At 70.6% G+C, this 25604-nt stretch carries 23 protein-coding genes; 14 read left to right on the top strand and 9 right to left on the bottom strand.

Annotated features, from left to right (window positions below; all coding sequences use genetic code 11):
- Positions 1-5 precede the first annotated feature (5 nt).
- The 3 genes from AB0E78_RS20655 to AB0E78_RS20665 form a co-directional block, all read right to left on the bottom strand.
- A complete protein-coding gene (locus AB0E78_RS20655; RefSeq protein WP_361834229.1) occupies positions 6-602 on the bottom strand; it encodes a GNAT family N-acetyltransferase in 597 nt (198 codons plus the stop codon).
- 182 nt (positions 603-784) lie between these two features.
- Positions 785-1627: a siderophore-interacting protein gene (locus tag AB0E78_RS20660; protein WP_361834231.1), complete on the bottom strand. Its 843-nt coding sequence runs from the start codon at positions 1625-1627 to the stop codon at positions 785-787.
- A gap of 52 nt (positions 1628-1679) precedes the next feature.
- Positions 1680-2585 carry a 5'-3' exonuclease gene (locus AB0E78_RS20665; protein WP_361834675.1) on the bottom strand — a complete coding sequence of 302 codons (906 nt, stop codon included), beginning with the start codon at positions 2583-2585 and terminating at the stop codon, positions 1680-1682.
- Positions 2586-2865: 280 nt separating this feature from the next.
- Here AB0E78_RS20665 and AB0E78_RS20670 point away from each other — a divergent pair, with 280 nt between their 5' ends.
- Both AB0E78_RS20670 and AB0E78_RS20675 read left to right on the top strand, forming a co-directional pair.
- A complete protein-coding gene (locus tag AB0E78_RS20670) occupies positions 2866-4029 on the top strand; it encodes a glycine betaine/L-proline ABC transporter ATP-binding protein (protein ID WP_361834234.1) in 1164 nt (387 codons plus the stop codon).
- On the top strand, positions 4022-6634 hold the full coding sequence (locus AB0E78_RS20675) for an ABC transporter permease/substrate binding protein (RefSeq protein WP_361834236.1): 2613 nt from the start codon (positions 4022-4024) through the stop codon (positions 6632-6634). Before AB0E78_RS20670 ends, AB0E78_RS20675 begins: the two co-directional genes overlap by 8 nt.
- Positions 6635-7128: 494 nt before the next feature.
- On the opposite strand, the gene AB0E78_RS20680 is transcribed toward AB0E78_RS20675, so the two are convergent.
- Positions 7129-7491, bottom strand: coding sequence for a transposase (locus tag AB0E78_RS20680; RefSeq protein WP_361834239.1), 363 nt, complete (start codon positions 7489-7491; stop codon positions 7129-7131).
- Between the two features lie 101 nt (positions 7492-7592).
- On the opposite strand from AB0E78_RS20680, the gene AB0E78_RS20685 reads away from it, so the two are divergent.
- The 5 genes from AB0E78_RS20685 (at position 7593) to AB0E78_RS20705 (ending at position 11273) form a co-directional block, all read left to right on the top strand.
- Positions 7593-7970 carry a helix-turn-helix transcriptional regulator gene (locus tag AB0E78_RS20685; protein ID WP_361834241.1) on the top strand — a complete coding sequence of 126 codons (378 nt, stop codon included), beginning with the start codon at positions 7593-7595 and terminating at the stop codon, positions 7968-7970.
- Between the two features lie 173 nt (positions 7971-8143).
- Positions 8144-8656 carry a phospholipase A2 gene (locus AB0E78_RS20690; RefSeq protein ID WP_361834244.1) on the top strand — a complete coding sequence of 171 codons (513 nt, stop codon included), beginning with the start codon at positions 8144-8146 and terminating at the stop codon, positions 8654-8656.
- 211 nt (positions 8657-8867) lie between these two features.
- Positions 8868-9860: a hypothetical protein gene (locus AB0E78_RS20695; protein WP_361834246.1), complete on the top strand. Its 993-nt coding sequence runs from the start codon at positions 8868-8870 to the stop codon at positions 9858-9860.
- Positions 9861-9965: 105 nt separating this feature from the next.
- A complete protein-coding gene (locus AB0E78_RS20700; protein ID WP_361834248.1) occupies positions 9966-10538 on the top strand; it encodes an XRE family transcriptional regulator in 573 nt (190 codons plus the stop codon).
- Positions 10539-10550: 12 nt separating this feature from the next.
- On the top strand, positions 10551-11273 hold the full coding sequence (locus AB0E78_RS20705) for a helical backbone metal receptor (protein WP_361834250.1): 723 nt from the start codon (positions 10551-10553) through the stop codon (positions 11271-11273).
- Here the strand turns inward: AB0E78_RS20705 and AB0E78_RS20710 are convergent.
- Positions 11200-12381 carry a TDT family transporter gene (locus AB0E78_RS20710; protein ID WP_361834252.1) on the bottom strand — a complete coding sequence of 394 codons (1182 nt, stop codon included), beginning with the start codon at positions 12379-12381 and terminating at the stop codon, positions 11200-11202. The genes AB0E78_RS20705 and AB0E78_RS20710 overlap by 74 nt on opposite strands.
- A gap of 70 nt (positions 12382-12451) precedes the next feature.
- Between AB0E78_RS20710 and AB0E78_RS20715 the strand changes: the two genes are divergently transcribed.
- Entirely contained in the window at positions 12452-13402 is a 951-nt protein-coding gene (locus tag AB0E78_RS20715; RefSeq protein WP_361834255.1) for a LysR family transcriptional regulator, read from the top strand.
- A 305-nt stretch (positions 13403-13707) separates the two neighbouring features.
- Here AB0E78_RS20715 and AB0E78_RS20720 read toward each other — a convergent pair whose 3' ends face one another.
- The 3 genes from AB0E78_RS20720 to AB0E78_RS20730 form a co-directional block, all read right to left on the bottom strand.
- The gene (locus AB0E78_RS20720) at positions 13708-14415 is read right to left on the bottom strand and encodes a gamma-glutamyl-gamma-aminobutyrate hydrolase family protein (protein ID WP_361834256.1); all 708 of its coding nucleotides are present in this window, start codon (positions 14413-14415) and stop codon (positions 13708-13710) included.
- A gap of 42 nt (positions 14416-14457) precedes the next feature.
- A complete protein-coding gene (eat, locus tag AB0E78_RS20725; RefSeq protein ID WP_361834259.1) occupies positions 14458-15903 on the bottom strand; it encodes an ethanolamine permease in 1446 nt (481 codons plus the stop codon).
- Positions 15904-16033: 130 nt separating this feature from the next.
- Complete coding sequence (locus tag AB0E78_RS20730; RefSeq protein WP_361834260.1) at positions 16034-16804, bottom strand: FCD domain-containing protein; 771 nt, start codon at positions 16802-16804, stop codon at positions 16034-16036.
- Positions 16805-16881: 77 nt separating this feature from the next.
- Here AB0E78_RS20730 and AB0E78_RS20735 point away from each other — a divergent pair, with 77 nt between their 5' ends.
- The 6 genes from AB0E78_RS20735 (at position 16882) to AB0E78_RS20760 (ending at position 24209) form a co-directional block, all read left to right on the top strand.
- Positions 16882-18246, top strand: a complete 1365-nt coding sequence (locus tag AB0E78_RS20735; RefSeq protein ID WP_361834262.1) for a glutamine synthetase family protein — start codon at positions 16882-16884, stop codon at positions 18244-18246.
- Positions 18247-18289: 43 nt separating this feature from the next.
- Positions 18290-19663: an aldehyde dehydrogenase family protein gene (locus AB0E78_RS20740; protein WP_361834678.1), complete on the top strand. Its 1374-nt coding sequence runs from the start codon at positions 18290-18292 to the stop codon at positions 19661-19663.
- Positions 19664-19669: 6 nt separating this feature from the next.
- The gene (locus tag AB0E78_RS20745; RefSeq protein ID WP_361834264.1) at positions 19670-20449 is read left to right on the top strand and encodes a 3-oxoacyl-ACP reductase; all 780 of its coding nucleotides are present in this window, start codon (positions 19670-19672) and stop codon (positions 20447-20449) included.
- Positions 20450-20544: 95 nt separating this feature from the next.
- Positions 20545-21846, top strand: coding sequence for an HAD family hydrolase (locus tag AB0E78_RS20750; RefSeq protein WP_361834267.1), 1302 nt, complete (start codon positions 20545-20547; stop codon positions 21844-21846).
- 34 nt (positions 21847-21880) lie between these two features.
- The gene (locus AB0E78_RS20755) at positions 21881-23185 is read left to right on the top strand and encodes a haloacid dehalogenase-like hydrolase (RefSeq protein ID WP_361834268.1); all 1305 of its coding nucleotides are present in this window, start codon (positions 21881-21883) and stop codon (positions 23183-23185) included.
- A 64-nt stretch (positions 23186-23249) separates the two neighbouring features.
- Positions 23250-24209 carry a DUF2510 domain-containing protein gene (locus AB0E78_RS20760; RefSeq protein ID WP_361834269.1) on the top strand — a complete coding sequence of 320 codons (960 nt, stop codon included), beginning with the start codon at positions 23250-23252 and terminating at the stop codon, positions 24207-24209.
- A gap of 13 nt (positions 24210-24222) precedes the next feature.
- On the opposite strand, the gene AB0E78_RS20765 is transcribed toward AB0E78_RS20760, so the two are convergent.
- Positions 24223-25425 carry an amino acid deaminase/aldolase gene (locus AB0E78_RS20765; protein ID WP_361834271.1) on the bottom strand — a complete coding sequence of 401 codons (1203 nt, stop codon included), beginning with the start codon at positions 25423-25425 and terminating at the stop codon, positions 24223-24225.
- Positions 25426-25604: the final 179 nt, after the last annotated feature.

The following is a 25604-nucleotide window of genomic DNA, read 5'->3' on the forward strand; positions in this document are numbered from 1 at the left end:
CGAGGTCAGGAGTCCGCGGGCGCGTCCGCCTTGATGCGGGCGTGCAGATGCATGTCGTGCCAGCCGTCCTCGTGCAGCACCGCGCTGCGCTTGGTGCCCTCCGGCGCGAAGCCGGTCTTGAGCGCGACGCGGCAGGACGCCTCGTTGGCCACGGCGTGGAGGAGTTCCAGGCGGTGCAGGCCCACTTCGGTGAAGGCCCAGTCGGACAGCGCGGTGAGGGCGCGCGGGGCGATGCCACGGCCGCGGGCCGCCGGCATGGTCCAGTAGGCCACCTCGGCCTGCCCGTCGCCGAACACGATCTGGCGCAGCGCGATCCGGCCCACCACCGCGTCCGTCGTGGCGTCGGCGATGGCCCAGTACGCGTCACGCTCCTCGGTCCAGGCCTTGCGCCAGCCCTCGATCCAGCCGCGGGTCTCGTCGACGGAATCGGCCACACGCGCGTGCCAACGCTGGATCACCGGATCCTGGAACGCCTCGTACACGGCGGGCGCGTCGGCGAGGGACCAGGGGCGGATGATCAGCCCGCCGGGGACGGGGATGGTCGGCTGCTCCTGGTGGGCGAAGGTGCCTGCTGCGACGACGTCAGGGATCTTGAAGGGCATGCGGGCATCGTGTCAGCGCCCGCCCCCGGAGGAAACGGGATTTCGCCGGGCCCCCACCGAGGGACGGGCCCGTAAGGGGCGCGGGGAACTGCGCGGTCAGCCCCCCACCCAGCGGCAGACAACGGCGCCCCGGCGCCCCGGCACCCGAGGGAACCGCACCCCGTCAAGCCGAGCCGCAGCGGTCACGCCGAGGGCGCCGGCTCCTGCTCCGCTTCCACCTGTGCGTTCCAGTCGCGCTTGGATGCCTGCCAGCCGTCCTCGTTGTGGCCCAGGCGCCAGTAGCCGGAGATCGAGAGGCGCTCGCGCGGGATCTCGCGTTCCATGCGGAGGTGGCGGCGCAGCTCCTTCACGAATCCGGCCTCGCCGTGCACGAACGCCTGCACGTCGCCCGCCGGGAAGTCGAGGGAGCGTACGGCCTCGACGAGGGCCTCGCCCACGGGGCGCGAGCCGCGGTGCAGCCACTGGATCTGCGCGGCGGAGCTGACCTTCTGCTCCTCGTCCGCGTCGGCGACCTCCACGAAGGCGAACGCCTTGGCGCCCTCGGGCAGGGCCTCCAGGGCCGCGGCGATCGCGGGCAGCGCGCTCTCGTCACCGGCCAGCAGATGCCAGTCGGCGTCGGCGTCCGGGGCGTACCCACCGCCCGGGCCGAGGAAGCGGATCGTGGTGCCCGCCTCGGCGTCACGCGCCCACGGTCCCGCGAGGCCCTCGTCGCCGTGGATGACGAAGTCGACGGCGAGCTCGCGGGTCTCCGGGTCCCAGGAGCGCACCGTGTACGTCCGCGTCACGGGCCACTGGTCGCGGGGGAACTCCTCGCGGATGCGCTGCATGTCGAACGGCTGGGGGTACGTGACGCCCTCGGCGTCGAAGAGCAGCTTCACGTAGTGGTCCGTGGAGCCGTCCGTCGCGAACTCGGCGAGGCCCTCGCCGCCCAGGACCACGCGCTGCATGTGCGGGGTGAGGCGCTCGGTGCGCACCACCCGGCCCACGTGGGTCTTCGGTGCCTTGCGTGCCGGACGTTCTGCCATGGCGGCGGCCTCCCCTGATCAAATGCTGCTTAGGCTTACCTAAGCTAACACCTCAGCCTTCGAGAGTCGTGAGCAACCGCTTGAGTGCTCCACCGAGGTTCCACCGCTCGGCGAGCTCGTCCAGGGCCGCCGGATCACGGGGCTCTGCCGGAAGCGCGAGGTCCACTTCCGGCAGTGGCACATCGCCCGCGACGCGGACCACCGTCGGCGCGACGGCCACGTACGCGCGGGATTCGTCGAGCCGCTTGCGCTGAGAAGGCGTCAGCTTGCTCATCGGGTCGTCCACCGCGGCCATGATCCCGGCCAGATTCCCGTACGCGTCGAGCAGCTTGGCCGCGGTCTTCTCGCCGATGCCGGGCACGCCGGGCAGGCCGTCGCTCGGGTCGCCGCGCAGCAGGGCGAGGTCGACATAGCCGGAGCCGTCCACCCCGTACTTCTCGCGGAGCCAGGCCTCGTCCGTGAGCTGGAGGGAGCCGACGCCCTTGAGGGGGTAGAGGACGCGGACGCCCCGCTCGTCGTCGACCAGCTGATAGAGGTCGCGGTCACCGGTGACGATGTCGACCGGTCCGGTGGCGCGGCCGGCATAGGTGCCGATCACGTCGTCCGCCTCGTACGACGGCACGCCCACGCGGGCGATGCCGAGCGCGTCCAGGACGTCCTCGATGATCGGGACCTGCGGGGAGAGGGTGTCGGGGGTCTCCTCGGTGTCCGGGCCCTGCTCCACCTCCTCGGCGACGCGGTGCGCCTTGTACGAAGGGATCAGCTCGACCCGCCAGTGCGGGCGCCAGTCCGCGTCCATGCAGGCGACCAGGTCGTCCGGGCGGTGGTCCTGGACGAGCCGGGCGATGAAGTCGAGCAGGCCGCGCACCGCGTTCACCGGGGTGCCGTCCGGGGCCTTCACGGAATCGGGGACCCCGAAATAGGCCCGGTAGTACAGGGACGCCGTGTCGAGCAGCATGAGCCGTCGCGTTCGCTGAGTCACCTTCGCATCATGCCGCACCGCACTGACATCGCACCGGGCGGCGGACCGCGGCGCTTTCCGGTCGACAAAAGTGAACAGAATGTGAACTGGAACACTCTTCCGTTTGATTCGTGTAAGTGAGGGCAGGCGCCGAGCCGGAGCGCCTCCGGTCGAGGATTCAACTATTTCGCCGGGTAACTAGCGAGCGGAACTCGCGTCGCTCCACGGCCCGCCGGCGGGGGAGGCGGGCCGTCTTGGTTCAACCCGAGAGGTGTATGTGTCCAGGCTGCAAGCCGAACACCTGTACAAGGTATTCGGCAGACGACCCGCTGACGCGGTGGAGAAACTCCGCCACGGAACCGATCGAGAGGAGCTGCGCGCCGAAGGCACCACTGCCGCGGTGATCGATGCCTCCTTCACGGTCGAGCCGGGCCAGATCTTCGTCGTCATGGGTCTCTCCGGATCCGGCAAGTCCACGTTGTTGCGCATGCTCAACGGGCTGTCGGAGCCAACGGCCGGACAGGTGCTGTTCGACGGTCAGGACCTGACCGGGCTGAGCGCCCGCGAGCTGCGCGAGGTGCGTTCCAAGAAGATCAGCATGGTCTTCCAGCACTTCGCGCTCTTCCCGCACCGCAGCGTCCTGGAGAACGCCGGTTACGGCCTCGAGGTGCAGGGCGTGCCGCGCGCCGAGCGGGAGGAGCGCGCCACGGTGGCGCTCGAACTCGCCGGCCTGAAGGGCTGGGAGAAGTCCTGGCCCGACGAGCTCTCCGGCGGTATGCAGCAGCGCGTGGGCCTGGCCCGCGCCCTCGCGACCGACGCGGACCTGCTCCTCATGGACGAGTCGTTCAGCGCGCTCGACCCGCTGATCCGCCGCGACATGCAGGACCAGCTCCTGGAGCTCCAGAAGCGGCTGAAGAAGACCATCGTCTTCATCACCCACGACCTGAACGAGGCCATGCGCCTCGGCGACCAGATCGCCGTCATGCGCGACGGCGAGATAGTCCAGATCGGCGGGGCCGAGGACATCCTCGTCACGCCGGCCAACGACTACGTCGCCGCGTTCACGCAGGACGTCGACCGCGCCCGGGTCCTCACGGCGGGCGCCATCATGGCCGAGCCCGAGACCGTGTTCGGCACGAAGACGGCCGAGGGCAAGGAGCTGAAGACCGCACAGGACGTGCTGTCCGCGGCCCCCGCCACGGTCGCCGCCGACACCCCCATCATCGAACTGTTCACGCCGTGCTCCACCAGCAGCCTCCCGGTCGCCGTCACCGACGGCGAGGGCGGCCTCATCGGAGTCGTCCCGCACTCGCGTCTGCTCGCCGTGCTCGGCGAGCCGATGCCCGCGGTGGACGAGTCCGGTGACACGCCGCGGAACGCGGCGCAGGTGAAGCAGGACAAGGGCGAAGGCCCCGTGAGCAAGGTGATCGCCAGTGCCTAGGATCCATATCGGCGACTGGGTCGCCTCCGGCGTCGACTGGCTGCGCGACAACTGCGAGTGGCTCTTCGACTTCATCAAGATGGTCGTCGGGAACGCCTACGACGGCGTCAACGCCGTCCTCACCTCGCCCGAGCCGCTGCTCCTCATCGGCATCTTCGCCGTGCTCGCCTTCTGGCTGCGCGGAATTCTCGCCGCCGTGGCGACCTTCGCGGGATTCGCGCTGATCGACTCGATCGAGCAGTGGGAACCGGCGATGAACACGCTGTCCCTCGTGCTCGTCTCCTGCGTGATCATCTTTGTGTTCGCGCTGCCGATCGGCATCTGGGCGGCCAAGAACCGCACCGTCAGCGGCGTCATACGCCCGGTGCTCGACTTCATGCAGACCATGCCCGCCATGGTCTATCTGATCCCGGGCATCTTCTTCTTCGGCGTCGGCCCCGTCCCCGGCATGGTCGCGACCATCGTGTTCGCGATGCCGCCGGCCGTCCGCCTCGCCGAGCTCGGCATCCGCCAGGTCGACGAGGAACTGATCGAGGCCGCCGAGGCGTTCGGCACGCACCCGCGCAACACGCTGTGGCGCGTCCAGCTCCCGCTGGCCCTGCCCACGATCATGGCGGGCGTCAACCAGGCGATCATGCTCGCCCTGTCGATGGTCGTCGTCGCCGGCATGGTCGGCGGTGGCGGTCTCGGCTCCACCGTCTACGACGGCATCAGCTCGGTCGACGTCGCGCTCGGCTTCGAGGGCGGCATCGCGGTGGTCATCCTCGCGATGTACCTGGACCGTATGACCGGTGCCCTCAACCAGCGCGTCTCGCCGCTCGGCCGGCGCGCCCTGGCCAAGGCCAACTCCGCGCTCGGCGGCCTGAAGATCATGCGGTGGAAGCCGGCCACGCCGGTCGCCATGGTCGGTGTCCTGGTCCTTGCGCTCGTCGCCGGCGGCCTGAACATCTTCGGCGGCGACGACGAGGGCCCCGCGGTCTCCGCCAACGTCGGCCAGGGCCGCTCGGTCAAGATGGGCTACATCGACTGGCCCGAGGGCACCGCCTCCACGTACCTGTGGAAGAACGTCCTCGAACAGCGCGGCTTCAAGCCCGAGGTGCAGTCGCTCGAGGTGGGCGCGCTCTACAACGGTCAGGCGCAGGGCAGCGTCGACGTGCAGACCAACTCCTGGCTGCCGGCCACGCACGCCCCGTACTGGAGCAAGTACAAGAACCAGCTCGAGGACTACGGCAGCTGGTACGACCCGACCTCGCTCGAGATCGCGGTGCCCAAGTACGTCAAGGGCGTCAAGACGCTCGACGACCTCAAGGGCAAGAGCAGCCAGTTCAAGGGCAAGATCTACGGCATCGAGCCCGGCGCGGGCGAGACGAAGCTGTACGAGGACAAGGTCCAGAACGAGTACGGCCTCAAGGGCAAGTACGAGCTGGTCAAGTCCAACACGTCGGCGATGCTGGCCCAGCTGGACCGTGCGTACAAGAAGAAGGAGCCCATCGCGGTCACCCTCTGGTCGCCGCACTGGGCATACGACAAGTACAAGCTGACCAAGCTGAAGGACCCCAAGGGCGCCTTCGGTTCGGGCGACGGCATCCACACCCTGGGCCGCAAGGGCTTCGCCAAGAAGGAGCCGCAGGTCGCCCAGTGGCTCAAGGACTTCAAGCTCAGCGAGGCGCAGCTCACCTCGCTCGAGGGCGCGATCCAGGACGCCGGCAAGGGCAACCAGGACCAGGGCGTCAAGGACTGGATGAAGAAGAACCCGGGCATCGTCGACAAGATGGCCCCGGTCGCCAAGGGCACGTACGAGAAGGGCAAGCAGGCCGGCGCGGCGCCGAACATCGGCTTCCCGGCCTGGGACGAGGGCATCGCGGCCACGTACCTGTGGAAGAACGTCCTGGAGAAGCGCGGCTACAAGCCGAAGACCACCAAGCTCGACGTCGGTCCGCTGTTCACGGGTCTGTCCACCGGGCAGGTCGACTTCGAGCTCGACGGCTGGCTGCCGGTCGCGCAGAAGCAGTACTGGGAGAAATACAAGAAGGATCTCGTCGACGTCGGGGCGTGGTACGACAGGACCACGCTCGAGGTCGCGGTCCCGTCCTACGTCAAGGGCGTCAAGACCATGGACGACCTGCGCAAGAACAAGGACAAGTTCAAGGGCAGGATCATCGGCATCGAGCCGGGCACCGGCCAGATGACGCGTCTCAAGGACAAGGTCATGCCGGCCTACGGTCTGGACGGCTTCGAGCTGACCAGCGCGGGCACGAGCTCGATGCTCGCCGAGCTGGAGCGCGCGTACGCCAAGAAGGAGCCGGTCGCCGTCGTGCTCTGGTCGCCGCACTGGGCGTACAACAAGTACGACCTCACGCGCCTGAAGGACCCCAAGAAGACCTGGGGTGCCAACAACCAGATCAAGACGCTGGCCAACAAGAGCTTCCCGAAGAAGTACTCGGAACTCAACGGCTGGCTGAAGAACTGGCACATGAGCCCCGACGAGCTGATGAGCCTCGAGCAGGCCGTCCAGAAGGCCGGCCGGGGCAATGAGGAAGACGGCGTGCAGAAGTGGGTCGACGCCCACCCGGGCATCGTCGACAAGATGGCGCCGGTGAAGTAGCCGGACCACCAGCACAGTTGAGCCCCCGTCGACGGCAGTCTGCCGTCGACGGGGGCTCGGTCGTGCCCGGGTTCAGGCGCGGTGACACGTCGTGGTCTCCTCTCGTGCGACCCGCCGCAAGTTACTAGCCGCCGTCGGCGCCCGGTATTGGCCGAAAGGGCACTGCCTGAAAGGGATGTGACGGGTGGCTGCCGAGGGCTGTCGGGGAGTCGCCTTCGCAATGTGCAGCGCGTAATAGCAAATCCGGCGCTATGGGTGAGATCGGCGGCTTTCAGCCCGTTGGCGGCCATCTTGCGAGAGGCGGGGCGCACCGGCCGCACGGCAACCTCAGATCCACCTCAAGGAGAACTCTCCGACGCTCGGTGGCCTGTCAAAATGCCTGACAGGACCGGAAGATGGGCACTAATGGCGACATTGCGGAGCTGCCTGTTCCGGTGAGCGGAAGCGGGATCGGATCATGTAACGAACGTCCTTGGCTTCGCTGTCTCACGTGGTCAGCCGGAACGCCTTGCCGCAGCCGCGGCGATCGCCGCCGTCCACTCCGGCTCGACCCCGGCCTCCGCCGCTGCGGCCTGCAGGCGTTGCCACAGGTCGGAGCGGGTCCAGGCGGTGCAGCGGCGATGCGTGGTGGCGGGCGAGACGCCGAACATCGTGGGCAGCTGCCGCCACGGGCAGCCGCTGGTCAGTACGTACACCACCGCTGTGAACACGGCGCGTTCATCGTGCGGGGCCGTGCCGCCGCCCTGCGGGCGCGCGGTGAAGCGAGGCAGCAGCGGACGTGCCAGTGCCCAGAGTTCTTCAGGTACGAGACGGAGTGAGAGGTCGTCGGTCACGCCCGCCATGATGCCGTAGGCCATACGCCACATGAGACATGACAATTCTGCCTCACTACTGCGAACTCATTGGCCTACAGTGCCTGTTGAGTCATGACAACGGGGAACAACGGGGAACGGGGAAGGTGACCATCGCAGTGACGATCCAGAACGCGGAGCAGAACCACCTGTGTGGCGAATCGCTGGACACACTCAAGACCATGGAGGAGCTGGAGCCCCACTGTCCGTGCCGGTCCGCGCTCCACTCGGCCATGGCGCCGCCGGCCGTCGATGACCTGACGGCCCGTGAGAGGGAGGTCCTGCTGCTCCTGGGTGCCGGGCTGCCCAATCCGGCCCTGGCCCGGCAGTTGGGGATAGCGGAGCGCACGGTCAAGGCGCATGTCGCGCGCATCACGGAGAAGTTGGGGCTGCGCAGCCGTCTCGACGCCGTGGTCCTCGCCATCGTCCACCACGGGCTGCTGTGCCCGGACGGAGCGGGGACCGGAGCGTCGGCGCGCGCCTGACCGGCGACACCGCTGCTCCATCTCCACGGCCCACGGCCCACGGCCCACCACCCACTGGCCAAAGGACTGCTTGCACTAAAGGGCAGTGCACAAAGATTCACTATGAAGCGTTCCCCGGTCTTCCTACGCTCTTGCCCGTAGCGGAGCAGGACCGATGAACGGGGAACAACAGAATGATCATCGCGCGGACAACCGTCGCGTCACTGGCCGTGGCGGGAGCCCTGGTCGCAGGTTCGGGCGTGGCCCAGGCCACGCCCGAACCCGGCCCTGAGGCGACGGCTTCCACGGCCTCCACGGCGGGCGGCCCGAGCAAGATGGGGCGGCTCCATGAGCTCACCCGCTCCACGAAGACGAGCGTCACCGACTGGCGTCAGACGCGCAAGCTCGCCAAGGCGGGCGTCGACCGCTGGTCGTTCCGCTGGGACACCGACTGGTGCACGCGCCTGGCCGACAAGCCCGGCGGCTTCGATTTCCGGCTCTCCTGCGCGCGGCACGATTTCGGGTACCGCAACTACAAGGCGCTGATCGGCAAGAAGGCGTTCACGGGCTCCACGCACGAGCGGCGCGTCGACAAGGCGTTCCTCTTTGACATGAACCGCCAGTGCGCCGCTCAGCCGCACAAGACGAAGGCCGAGCGCACGAAGTGCCGCAAGAAGGCCAAGGCGTACTACGACCGGGTCAGCTGACCCCGGCGTACTGACACCGCCCGGCCGGGCGCGGCGAGGCGGTGTGGACGAGGCGGGGTGGGACGTGCCGTGTGGCGCATCCCACCCCGCGTTTCGCACCGGTGGACGGGGTCGAGTCCCTAACCTCGGTCAGGTCCCCGCCAGCCTCGGCGGGGCCCTCGCCGCCCCGCACGCCGCCCCGCGTGAATCTCCCCCGTGAGCAGCCCCGCCCGTGACCGACACCCGTTCCCTCCGGGCCGTACCGCTCCTGGCCGTCCTGGCCCTGGCTCTCCTCGGGGTGCTGCTCGGCTGGCGCCTGCCCACCGCGAGCGCTTCCCCCGCCTCCGCGGGCACCGCCCGCCTCGCCGCGCTCGCCGACGACGTGACGGCCGCCGACGGCCACCGCTACGACGCACGGGACCACACCGGCCGCACCATGGACGCCGCGCAGATCACGCAGGCCACCGACGGCACCTATCTGGCCGTCTACCACACCCTTCTGGACGACGACCGCTTCCATGCCGCCGTGGCCACCTCCACCGATCTGCGGCACTGGCACCGCCGCCACGACTTCGGGCCCGGAACCCACCAGGCGTCGCTCGCCGCCGACGGACGCGGCGGGTACGTCCTCGCGTACGAGAGGGACCCGGAGAACCACATCGCCGTACGCGGGTACGGGGACCGGGCGGCGCTGCTCGACGGGCGGGCCGCCCGCGCCTTCGACGCGCCGCGCACCCTCTCACGGTGCGCCGAGGGCACGCCCAGCATCACCGCCGTACGCGGGAACACCATCGAGCTCACCGGGCACTACCGCGCCGACTGCGACACCGATCGCCAGCTGCGCGCCACCCTCACCGGGTTCCGCGACTGGCACGCGACGCCCGACCGGCGGCTCGACCGGGCGCTCCAGACGTGGGGCAACAGCGGGAACTTCGGGGACCGGGCGCCCGTCGAGCTCGACGGGCGTCGGCTGCTCCTCGTGGAGGGGCAGCGGTGGCGGGGCGACTTCGGGAGCTGGCGGACCTACGCGTACGACCCTGAGAGCGGCCGGGCCGACCGGCTCGCCCTCTCCACCCATGGCGGAAGCCGCGCCTTCGCCAATCCCTCGGCGACCCTCCTCACCGACCCGCGGGGCAGGCCTTCGTTGCTGGTCAGCCTGTTCATACCGGCCGAAGGGGCGGCTCCCGGGGAGGCGGGTCAGCTTGTCTACTGGCGGAAGCTGTAGACGGCGGTCCTCGCAACGGGGCAAAACCGTTTGGCGAACATGCGTAGGGTGCAGAAAACCCCTCAGGGTTGAGAGTGGACCGACGCGCAGAAGGGAGCCGAGGCGATGGACGAGCAGAAGGAAACCCTCCGGGTGGGCTCGGCCGTGCGGCGCCGCCGCCGGCAGCTGGAGCTCACCCTCGCCGTGGTGGCCGAGCGCAGCGGTCTCTCGGTGCCCTTCCTGAGCCAGGTGGAGAACGAGCGGGCGCGGCCCAGCAGGCGCTCCCTGCAGCGTGTCGCCGACGCCCTCCTGACGACCGACGTCGAACTGCTTGCCGCCGCCGACCCCGCGTGCACGGTCGACCTGACGCGCGCCGACGAGGGCGACGGCGAGGGCACGGCCCCTGACGCCCGGGTGCGCGACCTGGTCCGCGGCCACCATCAGCTGCACGCCATCGAGTTCACCGGCGACCACGACGAGGGACGCGAGTTCCAGCACCGGAACGACGAGCTGATGTACGTGGTGGGCGGCGCCGTCGAGGTCGAGGCGGAGGGCAGGGCGTACCGCCTCGGGCGTGGCGACAGCCTGTATCTGACCGGCGGGGTGCGCCACCGGTGGCGGGCGACCGTGCCGGACAGCCAGGTGCTCGTCGTGGCCGTGGCCGATCACATCGAAGCCGTGGACGGCTCGCGGCGCTGAGGGGAGCGCACGGTGGCTGCGGTACAGGTCGTGTCCCTGGTGCCCTCACTGACCGAGGCGGTCGCGGTGAGCGCGCCGGGAGCGCTGGTGGGGGCCACGGAGTGGTGCAGCCATCCGGAGGACCTCGACGTCGTCCGCGTCGGCGGCACGAAGAACCCTGACGTGCGCCGGATCATCGGCCTCGCCCCGGACCTGGTGATCGCCAATGAGGAGGAGAACCGCGCGCCCGACCTCGCGGCGCTGCGGGCGGCGGGGCTCCAGGTGCTCGTGACGGAGGTACGCGACCTGCCGGGCGCCTTCCGCGAGCTGACCCGTGTGCTTGCCGCCTGCGGGGCGGGGCGGCCCGGATGGCTGGCGCAGGCGGAGACCGCGTGGGATCAACTCCCCGAGCCGGGCGCCCGGTTGAGGGCGGTGGTCCCGATCTGGCGGCGCCCCTGGATGGTCCTGGGGCGCGACACGTTCGCCGGGGACCTGCTGCGGCGCCTGGGCGTCGACAACGCGTACGCCACACACGCCGAGCGCTATCCGCGCATCCCGATCGAGGACCTGCGGGCGGTGTCCCCGGACGTGATGGTCCTGCCCGACGAGCCCTACCGCTTCACCCGCGAGGACGGCCCTGAGGAGTTCACGGCCCCATCCGCCCTGGTCAGCGGCCGCCACCTCACGTGGTACGGCCCGTCCCTCGCGCAAGCGCCGGCTGTTCTGGGCGAGGCGCTGCGAGCAGCTTGCCGTTGAGTGTGCCGCGCAGGGTCTGGGCGAGGGCCACTGCCCAGGCGGTCACCAGGAGGGCGTACAGGGCGATGGCCAGCCAGTCGTAGACCGCCAGGCCCGTGTGTTTGCCCAGGCCCTCGGCGCCCGTGACGCAGGTGCCGACGGGGAACGTGAACGCCCACCAGGTCATCGCGAAGCCCATGCCCCGGTGCCTGGCCCGCACCACCATCGCTCCCGCGAGCGCGAGCCACAGCAGGGCGAAGCCCATCACCGGGACGCCGTAGAGCACGGCGAAGACGGCGAAGCCCTGGTCGTACGGGGCGGGGACGACACCTGTCGCGGCCGTGTCGGCGAACTTGTTGACGGCCGTCGTCGACTGGCCCAGCGGGCCGAGCACCAGGAAGAGCGCCGGGGTGAGCGCGATCGGGAACGGGCCGCCGGTCAGCATGCGCGCGAAGATCATGGGCAGCATCACCAGGGTGGCGAGCAGGCTCAGGCCGAACATCGCGAAGCAGGCGAAGAGGAGCGTCTCCTGCGCCTGGCCCGCCGGGAGATGGGGGACCAGAAGCGGGCCGAGGGCGGCGGACACCATGGGTGCCACCAGGGGCAGCAGCCAGACGGGCGACGCCTGGCCCGGCTCCGGGCGGTGCTTCACCACCATCAGGTACGGGATCGCGACGGCCGCCGCGAGACCGATGACCGTACCGGCGACGAAGAGCACGGCGTCGAGCGCGACCGCCGCGCCCGTCCCGATCCAGTCCTCGCCCACGAGGAGGGCGCCGCCGCCGACCGCGAGCAGGGCCATGGAGAGACAGCCGTAGAAGGGGGCGACGGCCGGGTCGAGGAGATGGGCGCGGGCCTGGTCGCGGTGGTGGATCCAGTGCAGCGTCCGCGCGGCGATGAGCGCGACCAGCATGAGCAGGGAGAACGCCCAGACCGTGGTGCAGGCGGTGCGCAGGCCGGGGACGTGCACCGGCAGGGTCGCGCCCGCTCCGGCGATGATCGCCGTGCCCATGACGGAGGCGTACCAGTTCGGGCCGAGGTGGCGGGTGGCGAGGGCGATGCGGGGGCTGCCGGAGGTGGGGGACGTGGCGGAGTTCGCGGGTGCCTGCGGGTGGGCGACGGTGACCATGGGTCCACGGTCGCGCCTCGGCGGGCCCCCCACCAGGAGGCATCTTCGTATGAGGGCATAACCTGGGCTTATGAGTACGTCTTCTGGGTCCGCCGGTGTCTCCGATACGTCGCCGGGGGCGGCGCCGCTCGCGCACCGGGTGCCGGATCTCGGGGCGCTGGAGCTGCTGCTCGCCGTGGCGCGGCTCGGCAGTCTGGGGCGGGCCGCGAAGGAGCTCGGCATCACGCAGCCCGCCGCGAGCAGCCGCATCCGGTCGATGGAGCGGCAGCTGGGGGTCGCGCTGGTCGACCGCTCGCCGCGGGGGTCACGGCTCACGGACGCGGGAGCGCTCGTCACGGACTGGGCGCGGCGGATCGTGGAGGCGGCGGAGGCGTTCGACGCGGGCGCGCAGGCGTTGCGGGACCGGCGGGACTCGCGGCTGCGGGTCGCGGCGAGCATGACGATCGCCGAGTATCTGCTGCCGGGCTGGCTGATCGCGCTGCGGACGCAGCGGCCGGACACGGCGGTGTCGTTGACGGCGGGCAACTCGACCGCGGTCGCGGAGCGGCTGCTCGCGGGGGAGGCGGACCTCGGCTTCGTCGAGGGTCTTGCGGTGCCGACCGGCCTCGACTCGGCGGTCATCGCCCACGACAGCCTGATCGTCGTCACGGCGCCGGGCCACGCGTGGGCGCGGCGCGGAAAGCCGCTGGAGGCGGGGGAGTTGGCGGCCACGCCGCTGATTCTCCGGGAGGAGGGCTCGGGGACCCGGCAGGTCCTTGACGCGGCGCTGGGCGGCCTGGCCCGCCCGCTGATCGAGCTGTCGTCCACCACCGCGGTGAAGGCGTCCGCGGTGAACGGGGCGGGGCCCGCGGTGCTGAGTGAGCTCGCGGTGGGGGAGGAGTTGTCGGCTCGGCGCCTGGTGAACATTCCTCTGGAGGGGGTTCGGCTGCGCCGCGCCCTCAGGGCGGTATGGCCTACGGGGCACCGCCCCACGGGGCCGGCCCGGGACCTGCTTTCCCTGACCCGGGCGGGGACGGCTTAGCTTTCCCCGGGGGCGGGGGCCCCTGCCCCCGCCTCCGGCGACTGCTTTCCCGCCCACCCACCCGATTGCCGCTACTCGTGACGGCGAGGTGGGGGCCTGGCTTGCTCGCCGGCGTTGTCTGCGGGTGGGGCGTGACTTGAGCCCTGCCCCGGCCTTCGGCGACTGCTTTCCCGCCTTCGGCGGGCTTTCCCACTCGCCCGTCCGGTACTCCGGGTAATCGGGTGGGTGGGTGGGAAAGGTCCTGGCGAGGGTTGACCTGGCGTTGCGGATCCGGGCAGGGCAGGCCCCCCGGGCCACGGAACCCGCTAGCCCCGGGGGCGCGCCGCCCCGACCAGGGCGGTCATGACCCGGAGGTCCTCACCCATCTCCGGGTGCCACTGCACCCCCAGCGCCCAGTTCGGGGACGGGAGTTCCACCGCCTCCACGGTGCCGTCCTCCGCGTGGGCCGACGCGATCAGGTCCTTGCCGAGCCGGTCCACCGCCTGGTGGTGGTACGTGGGGACGGCAGTCGAAGCGTCCGGCGCGATGGACTCGTACAACGTGCCCGGCACCGGCTTCACCCCGTGCGTGCCGAAGACGCCCACCGCCTCCACATGCCCCTCCAGGTGCTGCACCAGCGTCCCGCCGAGCGCCACGTTCAGGAGCTGCATCCCCCGGCAGATGCCGAGCAGCGGCGTCCCGGACGCCAACGCCGCCCCGATCAGCGCCAGTTCCCACGCGTCCCGCTCCCGCGCCGGGGGGCCCGTACGCTCCTCACGCTCCGAGCCGTAACACGACGGGTCGACATCGGGGCCACCCGCGATGACCACGCCGTCGAGCCGGGCGACGACTTCATCCGCGTACGAAGGATCGTCCGGCGGGAGCATCGCGGTGAGTCCGCCCGCCGCCTGGACCAGCCGCGGGTAGCCGGCGGGGAGCAGTGCCGCGGGCAGCTCCCACACGCCCCAGCTCGCCTTCGCCTCCAGGTAGGTGCTGACGCCGATCAGCGGTCGGCGGGTGGTCTCACTGCTCACCCTCGTCTCCCGTCAAGTTCCGTCGCGACATGCTCGACATGCTCAGTCGCGTTCCAGTTCCGCCTCCGCGGCGGCCAGCGCCGCGAACTCCTCCTCCGGCGCCCGCGCCACCAGATGCTTGCGGCTGTAGAAGCCGAAGTACGCGATCGCCACCACGTATACCGCGAGCGCGATCAACGCCGCTGTCACGTCCACCAGGAACGTCGCGACCAGCGCCGAGCAGGCCAGGACCAGCGCCACCGACGAGGTCACCATGCCGCCGGGCGTGCGGTACGGCCGCTCCAGGCCCGGCTCCCTGCGGCGCAGCACGATGTGCGAGAGCGACATCAGGGCGTATGAGATGGTCGCGCCGAACACCGCCACGTTCAGCATCCGCGCACCGTCACCGGTCGCCGCGGCCAGGCCGAAGCCGATCGCCCCGGGGACCAGGAGCCCCAGGTAGGGCGCTTTGCGGCTGCTCGTGAGCGACAGGAACTTCGGCAGGTAACCCGCCCTCGACAGCGCGAACAGCTGGCGCGAACCCGCGTAGATCAGCGAGAAGAACGACGCCACCAGACCGGCCAGACCCGCGTAGTTGACGATGCGGCTCAGCGCCGTCGCCTCGCCGCCCGGCTGCAACGCCTCCACCAGGGGGTTGCCCGCACCCTGGATCGCGTTCGCGCCCCGCGCCCCCGCCGACGCGAAGAACGTGAGGAGCGCGAGGACGACGAGGATGGCCATCGACCAGCGGATCGCGCGCGGCAGCGTGCGCGCCGGGTCCTTCGTCTCCTCGGCCGCCAGCGGCACGCCCTCCACGCCCAGGAAGAACCACATGCCGAACGGGAACGCCGCCCAGATGCCCAACAGACCCATCGGCAGCCACGAGTTGGAGCCGAAGGCGTCCACCTCCACGGGGATGTCGTTCAGCTTCGACGCGTCGAAGTCCATGAACGCGCCGACCGCGAAGACCAGCAGCGCCGCCACCGCGATGCCCGTGACGACGAAGCTGAAGCGCAGCGCCTCGCCGACGCCCCACAGGTGGATGCCGATGAAGACGACGAAGCAGGCCAGGTACACCGGCCAGCCGGAGGTCAGGCCGAAGAGGCCGAGGGACTCGACGTAGTCGCCGATGAAGATGGAGATCGCGGCCGGCGCCAGGATGTACTCGATGAGGATCGCCGTGCCGGTGAGGAAACCGCCCCACGGGCCGAGCGCCCGGCGCGCGAAGCCGTAGCCGCCGCCCGCGGTGGGCAGCACCGACGACAGTTCCGCCAGCGAGAAGACCATGCACGCGTACATCACGCCCATGAGCGCCATGGCGATCGCGAGGCCGCCGAATCCGCCCTCCGCCAGGCCGAAGTTCCAGCCCGAGTAGTCGCCCGAGACGACATAGGCGACGCCGAGTCCGGTGAGCAGCAGCCAGCCCGCGCTGCCCCGGCGCAGGGTTCTGCGCTCCAGATAGTCGTCCGCCGGTTCGGCGGTACTCGTCTTGGGGGACTCCACGGTCATGGCACGGCTCCTATGCGGCGGCACTGCGGCGGGGTGACTCAATGGAACGGATCCATACCTTTGCCGTGCCGGGTGCGAGAAATCAAGACCCCTGCGTTACGCCGCGGTTAATCACCCCTGGCTCCGCCCCTTATGTCAGGAAACCCCGCAGCAAGGCGGCCGTGCCGCCGCAGTGCTCGCGCATCATCTCCCGCGCGCCGTCCGCGTCCCCGTCGAGCACCGCCTCGACGAGCGCGGTGTGCTGGCGCTGCGAATGCTCCAGGTTCCGTACCAAGAGCGGGATGCAGTCGAGGAGGTCGTTGACGGTCGCCCGGACCGCCGCGTACTGCGCGGTGAGCGAGGGGGAGCCGCACAGCTCGGCCAGGGTCAGGTGCAGCAGGGTGTCCAGGCGGCGGTACTCGGACAGGGGTGCCTCGTGGGTCTGCGCGAGCGCCGTGCGCAGCCGCTCGCGCTGTTCCCCGCTCAGGCCGTGCGCCGCGCAGAGTCCGGCCGCGCCGACCTCAAGGACCTCGCGGAACCGCAGCGCGTCCTCGACGTCGACGTCCGCCACGCGCCGCCGCAGCTCGTCCTCGCCCGCCGCCTCGGGGCGCGGGCGGACGAACGTTCCGCCGTACCTGCCCCGCCGCGACTCGACGAGGCCCTGGTCCTGCAGCACCTTGAGGACCTCGCGCAGCGTGACCCGGCTGATCCCGAGCCGTTCGGCCAACTCCCGCTCCGATGGCAGGCGTTCACCGCCGGGCACCAGGCCCAGGCGTACGACCTGGAGGATCTGTTCCAGGGCCTCCTCGAAGCCGTTGCCCGCCCGTACGGGACGCAGCACCGGCGTGAGCCGGTCGTCGGCGGTCGCGGCGGCCGTCTCCGCAGCCGTCCCCGCGGCCCCGTCGGCATCCGTGTGCGACATCTGGCCGTACCCCCTTCCCAATCAATGGTTCTCGGCAATACCTTATGGCTCTCGGCTGACCCAAGGAGGATTTTCCCGTGGCAGACCGCACACCCCCGCTCGGGATCGAGGAGCTGCGTGCTCTCGTCACGAGCGGCGAGATCGACACTGTCGTCCTGGCCTTCCCCGATATGCAAGGGCGGCTGCAGGGCAAGCGGTTCGCCGCCCAGTTCTTCCTGGACGACGTCCTGGAGCACGGCACGGAGGGCTGCAACTACCTCCTGGCCGTCGACGCGGAGATGAACACCGTCGAGGGCTACGCCATGTCCTCCTGGGACCGCGGCTACGGCGACTTCGCCATGCGGCCGGACCTCAGCACCCTGCGCCGCGTCCCCTGGAACGAAGGCACCGCGATGCTCATCGCGGACCTCGCCTGGAACGACTCCTCGCCCGTCGTGGCCGCGCCCCGGCAGATCCTGCGCCGCCAGCTCGACCGGCTCGCCGAGCTCGGCTACACCGCCAACGTCGGCACGGAGCTCGAGTTCATCGTCTTCAAGGACACGTACGAACAGGCCTGGGACGCGGGCTACAAGGCCCTGACCCCGGCCAACCAGTACAACATCGACTACTCGGTGCTCGGCACGGGACGCATCGAGCCGCTCCTGCGCCGCATCCGCAACGAGATGGCCGCGGCCGGGCTCGTCGTCGAGTCGGCCAAGGGCGAGTGCAACCCGGGCCAGCACGAGATCGTGTTCCGCTACGACGACGCCCTCGTCACCTGCGACCAGCACGCCATCTACAAGACCGGCGCCAAGGAGATCGCGTCCCAGGAAGGTGTCTCGCTCACCTTCATGGCCAAGTACAACGAGGCCGAGGGCAACTCCTGTCACATCCACCTCTCCCTCGCGGACGCGGACGGCACCAACGCCATGGCCGGTGACGGACCCGGTGGCATGTCGCCCGTCATGAGGCACTTCCTGGCCGGGCAGCTCGCGGCGCTCCGGGAGTTCTCGCTGCTCTACGCGCCCAACATCAACTCGTACAAGCGGTTCCGGCCCGGCTCGTTCGCGCCGACCGCCGCCGCCTGGGGCTACGACAACCGCACCTGCGCGCTGCGCGTCGTCGGCCACGGCCGCTCGATGCGCTTCGAGAACCGCCTCCCCGGCGGCGACGTGAACCCGCACCTCGCGGTCGCCGGACTCGTGGCCGCGGGGCTGCACGGCATAGAGCAGAAGCTCGAACTGCCCGAGGAGTGCACGGGCAACGCCTACACCGGCGACTACGCACACGTCCCCACCACCCTGCGCGAGGCCGCCGAGCTCTGGGAGAACAGCGCCATCGCCAAGGCAGCCTTCGGAGACGAGGTGGTCGCGCACTACAGCAACATGGCGCGGGTCGAGCTGGACGCCTTCGCCTCCGCGGTGACCGACTGGGAGCTCCGCCGCTCCTTCGAACGCATGTGAGGCACCCTTGCCCGACGCACAGAACCTCGACGCACAGAACGTACTGAACCTCGAAGTACTGAACCCGGCGACCGAAGAGGTCATCGCGACCGTCCCCGCCGCCACGCCCCAGGACGTCGACGCGGCCGTCGTGCGCGCGAGCGCCGCACAGGCGACGTGGGCCGCGGCCACCCCCGGCGACCGCGCCCGCCTGCTGCGCCGCTTCGCGGTGGCCGTCGACGAACACCTCGAAGAGCTCGCCCAGTTGGAGGTACGCGAGGCCGGTCACGTCATCGGCAACGCGCGCTGGGAGGCCGGCAACGTCCGCGATCTCCTGGACTTCGCCGCGGGGGGAGTGGAGCGGCTGAGCGGCCGTCAGATCCCGGTGCCCGGTGGTCTGAACGTCACGATCCTCGAACCCCTCGGGGTCGTCGGCGTCATCGCGCCCTGGAACTTCCCGATGCCGATCGCCGCCTGGGGCACCGCCCCCGCGCTCGCGGCCGGCAACGCGGTCATCCTGAAACCCGCCGAGACGACACCGCTCACCGCGCTCCGGCTCGCCGAACTCGCCCTGGAAGCAGGCCTTCCCGAAGGTCTCTTCCAGGTCCTGCCCGGCGCGGGCGCCGTCGCGGGCAACGCCCTGGTCGAGCATCCCGGCGTCGCCAAGATCGTGTTCACCGGCTCCACGGGCGTCGGCAAGCAGATCATGGCCAAGTGCGCCGCCCGCGTGAAGCGCGTGACGCTCGAACTCGGCGGCAAGAGCCCGAACATCGTCTTCGCCGACGCGGACGTGGAGGCCGCCGCCCTCGCCACGCCCATGTCGTACCTCGACAACTCCGGCCAGGACTGCTGCGCCCGCACCCGCATCCTCGTCCAGCGGTCGGTGTACGACCGCTTCCTGGAGATCGTGCGGCCCGCGGTCGAGTCGGTCGTCGTCGGTGACCCGTCCGACGAGAAGACCCAGATGGGTCCGCTGATCTCTAAGTCCCAGCTGGAGCGCGTGCGCTCGTACGTGCCGTCCGGCACCGGAATCCACGGCGCGGCCCCCGAGGGCCCCGGCTTCTGGTTCCCGCCGACGCTCCTCACCGACGTCGACCCCGCGTCGCCGGTGGCGACGGAGGAGGTCTTCGGGCCGGTCGCCGTGGTCATCCCCTTCGACGACGAGGCCGACGCGATCCGCCTCGCCAACGCGACCGAGTACGGCCTCTCCGGGTCCATCTGGACGCGGGACGTGGGCCGTGCGCTGCGGGTCTCAGGCGCCGTCCAGGCCGGGAACCTGTCCGTCAACTCGCACTCCAGCGTGCGCTATTGGACCCCGTTCGGGGGTTACAAGCAGTCCGGGCTCGGCCGTGAGCTCGGCCCGGACGCCCTCGCGGCTTTCACGGAAACCAAGAACGTCTTCATCAGCACGGCAAGCACAGAAGGCACGGAGGCCTGAACCCCCATGACAGAGAACATCTGCCGCCGTCTCGTCGGCCGCACCGCCGTCATCACCGGTGCGGGCAGCGGCATCGGCCTCGCCACCGCCCGCCGCCTCGCGTCCGAGGGCGCGCACGTCGTCTGCGGGGACATCGACGAGAGGGCGGGCAAGGCCGCCGCCGACGAGGTCGGCGGGACCTTCGTCAAGGTCGACGTCACCGACGCCGAGCAGGTCGACGCGCTCTTCAAGACCGCGTACGACACCTATGGCTCGGTCGACATCGCCTTCAACAACGCGGGCATCTCGCCGCCCGACGACGACTCCATCCTGGACACGGGCCTGGAGGCCTGGAAGCGCGTCCAGGAGGTCAACCTCACCTCCGTGTACCTGTGCTGCAAGGCCGCCATCCCCTACATGCGGCGCCAGGGCAAGGGCTCCATCATCAACACCGCGTCGTTCGTGGCGAGGATGGGCGCGGCGACGTCCCAGATCTCGTACACGGCATCCAAGGGCGGCGTCCTCGCCATGTCCCGCGAGCTGGGCGTGCAGTTCGCCCGCGAGGGCATCCGCGTGAACGCCCTGTGCCCCGGCCCGGTCAACACCCCGCTCCTCCAGGAGCTCTTCGCCAAGGACCCCGAGCGGGCCGCGCGCCGCCTCGTCCACATCCCCGTGGGCCGCTTCGCCGAGGCCGACGAGCTCGCCGCCGCGGTGGCGTTCCTCGCCAGCGACGACTCCTCGTTCGTGAACGCCACCGACTTCCTGGTCGACGGCGGCATCTCGGGCGCGTACGTCACGCCCGTGTAGTCCACCCGCCCGTGTAATTCACCTTCCAGCAACCACCCCGTCAGCCGGGCGTCGCACGACGCCCGGCTGACCTGCGTAAACACGGGAGTGTGTTCGTGAACTTCAAGCGCCGCGCCGCCGCGGCAGCAGCAGTGATAGCCGTCGCCGGAGCCGGTCTCGTCACCGTCCAAGCCACCGCGGAAGCCACCCAGCCCGTGCGGTCCCAGTCGAAGGACTGCCCCTCGCTCACCGTCTCCAAGGGCTGGTACGGCGACAACAAGGCCCGGCTCCAAAAGATGATCGACACGTACGGCCGCTGCGGTGACAGCGGTGACAGCGGGGGCAAGGGGGCGGCCAAGCCCGTCGCCACCTTCGACTGGGACAACACCGTCATCAAGAACGACGTCGGCGACGCCACCATGTTCTGGCTCCTGCGCAACAGCAAGATACGGACGCCACGGAACGCCGACTGGCACACCACGAGCCGCTATCTCACCGACCCGGCGGCCAAGGCCCTCGCCAAGGCCTGCCCCGCCGACGGCGCCACCCTCCCCACCCGCCGCGACACGGACTGCGCCGACGAGATCACCTCCGTCTACGGCGAGGGCACCACCACCGGCGGTGCCGCGGCCTTCGCCGGCTTCGACCACCGGCGCATGGAACCCCAGTACGCCTGGCTCGCCCAGCTCACCCGCGGCTGGTCCACCCGGCAGGTCAAGGGCTTCGCCGCAGCCGCCCGCAAGGAGAACCTCGCCGCACCCGTCGGCACCGAACAGCGCGTCGGCACCGGCAAGTTCACCGGCTGGGCCCGCTACTACGACCAGCAGCGCGACCTGATCCGTACGCTCAAGAAGGCCGGATTCAACGTCTACGTGGTCTCCGCCTCGCCCGAGCCGGTTGCCGAGGTGTGGGCGAAGAGCGTCGGCGTCGACGCCCGGCACACCATCGGCATCCGCAATGTCTCCGCACACGGGAAACTGACGGCCCATCTGAAGGGCTGCGGCACCGTCAAGGACGGCGACGACTCGATGATCACGTACATCGACGGCAAGCGCTGCTGGATCAACCAGGAGATCTACGGGGTCCGGGGCGCGGCGGCCGAGAAGGTCCAGCCGGCCGCCAGGCGCCAGGTGTTCGCGGCCGGTGACTCCGACACCGACATCTCCTTCCTGCGCGACGCCACCGGCCTTCGCCTCGCCCTGAACCGCAACAAGAACGAGCTCATGTGCCGTGCCTACGACAACGGCGACGGCCGCTGGCTGGTGAACCCCATGTTCATCGAGCCCAAGGGCAAGCTCGCGAAGCCGTACCCGTGTGCCAGCACCGGCTACACCGAACGGGACGGCGGGGCAGGCCCCGTGCGCCGCGCGGACGGGTCCGTCATCCCCGACCAGAAGGACACGGTGCACGGGGCCTGACCGCCCCCGGGGGATTGATGTACGGTCCATGCGCATGCGCAACAGACATGCCTTGGCGTTGACGCTGGCCACGGCCGCCGCTCTGGCGGCCGTGCCCGCGTCGCTCCCCGCGGCCGCCGCCACGCCCGCGAACCCCTCCGCTGCGAAGGCCCATTGCCCGCAGCTCTCCAAGAAGCTGACCTGGTTCGGCGACAACCGTGACCGGCTCCAGCAGATGATCGACGAGCGCGGACTCTGCGGCTCCCACCGGGGCCACGACCACAAGCGTCCCGTCGCCGCCTTCGACTGGGACAACACGGTCGTCAAGAACGACATCACCGACGCGACGATCGCCTGGTCCCTGCACCACGACAAGATCCTGCGCCCCGCGAGCTGGAAGTCCACCAGCAAGTGGATGACGGACGAGGCCGACCAGGCACTCACCAAGGCCTGCGGCACGAAGGTGCCGGTCGGCAAGCCGCTGCCCACCTCCACCGACACCGACTGCGCCGACGAGATCTTCGAGGTCCGCGAGGACGGCAAGACCATGAGCGGCGCCGCCGCCTTCGCGGGAAAGTGGGACCACCGGCACACCGTCCCGCAGTACGCCTGGGTGCCCCAGCTCTTCGCCGGACACACCGTCCCCGAACTGGAGTCGTACGCGGCGAAGGCCCGCAAGCAGGTCCTCGCCGCCCCCGTCGGCGCCACCCAGAAGGTCGGCACGCACGAGATCCCCGGCTACGCCCGCTACTACGACCAGCAGCGCGACCTGATCCGCACGCTCAAGAAGGCCGGATTCGACGTCTACATCGTCTCGGCGGGCTCCGAGCCGGTCACGGAGGTCTGGGCTGGTGGCAAGGGGGGTGTCGGCATCGACCGCAAGCACACCATCGCCATCCGCTCGGTCCTCGACCGCAAGGGCCGGATCACCACCTGGAACCAGGGCTGTGGCGACGTCCCGCGGAACAAGGGTGAGGCCATCCCCTACATCGACGGCAAGCGCTGCTGGATCAACCAGGAGATCTACGGCGTCAAGGGCAAGTCCGCCTGGGACAAGCAGGACCGGTCCCACCGCATCGCGCTCGGCGGCGGTGACGCCGACACGGACGTCACGTTCGTCGGCGACGCCACGGGCGCCCACCTCGTCCTGAACCGCAACAAGAACGAGGTCATGTGCCGGGCGTACGACGACGCCGACGGCCGCTGGGTCGTGAACCCCATGTTCATCGAGCCGATGAAGCGGAAGCCGGACCTCTACCCGTGCTCGACGGCCGCGTACAACGCACCGGACGGGAGCAAGGGACCGGTCCTGCGCGGGGACGGCTCGGTCGTTCCTGATCAGGTGGACGCGGTGTTCTGACTGGCCCGACTGCCCCGACGGTTCCGACTGTTCTGATCTTCAGGGCACGTCCTAGAGTGCCGGGATGAGCATGTCGCCCCCTCCCGGCTGGTACACGGACCCCTCGGCCCCACCGGCACAGCACGTCGAGCGCTGGTGGGACGGGTCCGCCTGGACCGAGCACCGGCGTGCGCCCGAGGCCCCGCAAGCGGCCCAGGCGCAGCCGGGGTTCGGCCCGCCGCAGCCCCAGACCCAGGTCCAGCCGCTCCCGGGGGCCTCCGGCGGCGGCCGGGGCAAGGCGGTGGCGCTGGCCACCGCCGGGGTCGTCCTGGTCGCGTCGATCGTCACCGGCGTGGTGCTCCTCAAGAAGGACGAAGAACCGCAGGTCGAGGGCCCCGTGTCGACCACCTCGAAGGAGGTGGACCCGCCGTCGCCGACCTCGCCGACGCCCACCACCTCGGCGCCGGACCCCGACCCCTCCACCCTCGTCGACCAGCTCAACGGCATCACGATCCCCGTCCCCGACGGCTGGGAGAAGGCCGACAGCACGGTCGGCGGCGACCCGACCGTCCGCACACCGGACGTCTACGACTGCCCGGGCGAGGGCAGCCTCTGCCGCCACGGCACGGTCTACTCCCGCACGTCGACCGCGACCGACGAGCGTTCGCCCAAGACGCTGGCCCTGAGGGACATCAAGGACGCGGCGGACAGCGCGTACGAGGAGGACAAGGTCGGCATGCGGCCCTTCGGGGGCATCGCGAGCCACGAGAAGGTCAAGGAGGGCTCCGTCGCGGTCGCGGGCCGCTCCGGATACCTCGTGCGCTGGCGGGTCCGCACGGAGAAGGGCCCCGGCGGATACGTCCAGTCGCTCGCCTTCCCCTCGAGCCACGGCTCCGAGGCGCTGGTCATCGTCCGCTTCGCCATCGACGCCGGGGACGCGGCGCCGCCGCTCTCCGACATGGAGAGGATCACCAAGGGGATCCGTCCGGTGGGCGGCGGAGGGACGAGCGGCGGCGTGGGCAACAGCGTGGGCGCGACGCCCTGAGAGCCCCGCAGAGCTAGAGGAACGTGTGGCCTTCCCCGCGGTACGTCGGGACGGTGGCCGTCACACGGTCGCCCTCGACGAGACGCAGCGCGTCGAACCGCTCGCACATCTCCCCGGCCTTCGCGTGCCGGAACCACACCTTGTCGCCGATCCGCAGATCGTCGGCGGGCGCGCCGAGCAGCGGCGTCTGCACCTCGCCCGCGCCTTCCTGCGGGTCGTAGCGCAGCCCCTCCGGGAGGTACGGCACCGGGGAGCGGTCGGGGCCCGCCGCACCCGACGCGGGGTAGCCGCCGCCGAGCACGGTCACGGTGCCCGGGGCGGGGCGGCGCACGACGGGCTGGGCGAACAGCGCGGCCGGACGCCCGCTGAACGACGTGTAGTTGTCGAAGAGCCGCGGTACGTACAGGCCCGACCCCGCGGCGATCTCGGTCACCGCACGCTCGGCCGCCGTGTGCTGCACGCTGCCGGTACCGCCGCCGTTGACGAACTCCAGGTCCGGCGCGACCGCCCGCACCGCGCGGATGGTCTCGGCCCGCCGCGCCGCGAGCTCCTTACGGGCCGCGGTCTGCATCAGCCGGATCGCCTGCGAGCGCGCGGGACGGCCGTCGACCGCGTCACCGACCCCCGCCACATGACCCTCGTACGCCATCACGCCCACGAGCCTGAAGCCGGGCCTGCGGCCCACGGCGCGGGCGAGCGCGGCGACTTGGGCGGGGGAGTGCAGGGGCGACCGCAGCGCGCCGACCCGCACCCGCCCGCCGAGGACCTTGTAGGCGGTGTCCAACTCCAGGCAGACCCGGACCTCTTCGCGTCCGCCGCCCCTGGCCTCGTCGATGAGCCGCAGCTGCGCGGGGTCGTCGATCATCACCGTCACCGACGAGGCGAGCTTCGGGTCGGCGGTCAGCTCGGCGAAGCCGGCACGGTCGGCCGAGGGGTAGGCCAGCAGGACATCGTCGAACCCGGAGCGCGCGAGCCACAGGGACTCGGCGAGCGTGAAGGACATGAGCCCGGCGAAGCCGTCGCGGGTCAGCACACGTTCGAGGAGGGCGCGGCAGCGCACGGACTTGCTCGCGACCCGGATCGGCTTCCCGCCGGCCCGGCGCACGAGGTCGTCGGCATTGGCGTCGAACGCCTCCAGATCGACGATCGCGAGGGGGGCGTCGAGGTGCGCGGTGGCCCGGTCATAGCGGGCCCTGTCTGCTGCACGGGCTGTCATGGCCGAAGCCTGCCAGACGCGATTACCCGAGGGTAGGGGGATGATCCGGGCAGATCGCCCGGGGGCCGAGACTGGTTCCCGCACGACCGGAAGCTGCCCTTAGAGTTACGCGCAGAAGAGCGAGGAAACGGGGGGTGCATGAGCACGGAAGCGCGACGGGCCCCAGTCCCGCCACGTCC

The organism is Streptomyces sp. NPDC032198, from assembly GCF_040636975.1.
In the GTDB taxonomy this organism is placed as follows: domain Bacteria; phylum Actinomycetota; class Actinomycetes; order Streptomycetales; family Streptomycetaceae; genus Streptomyces.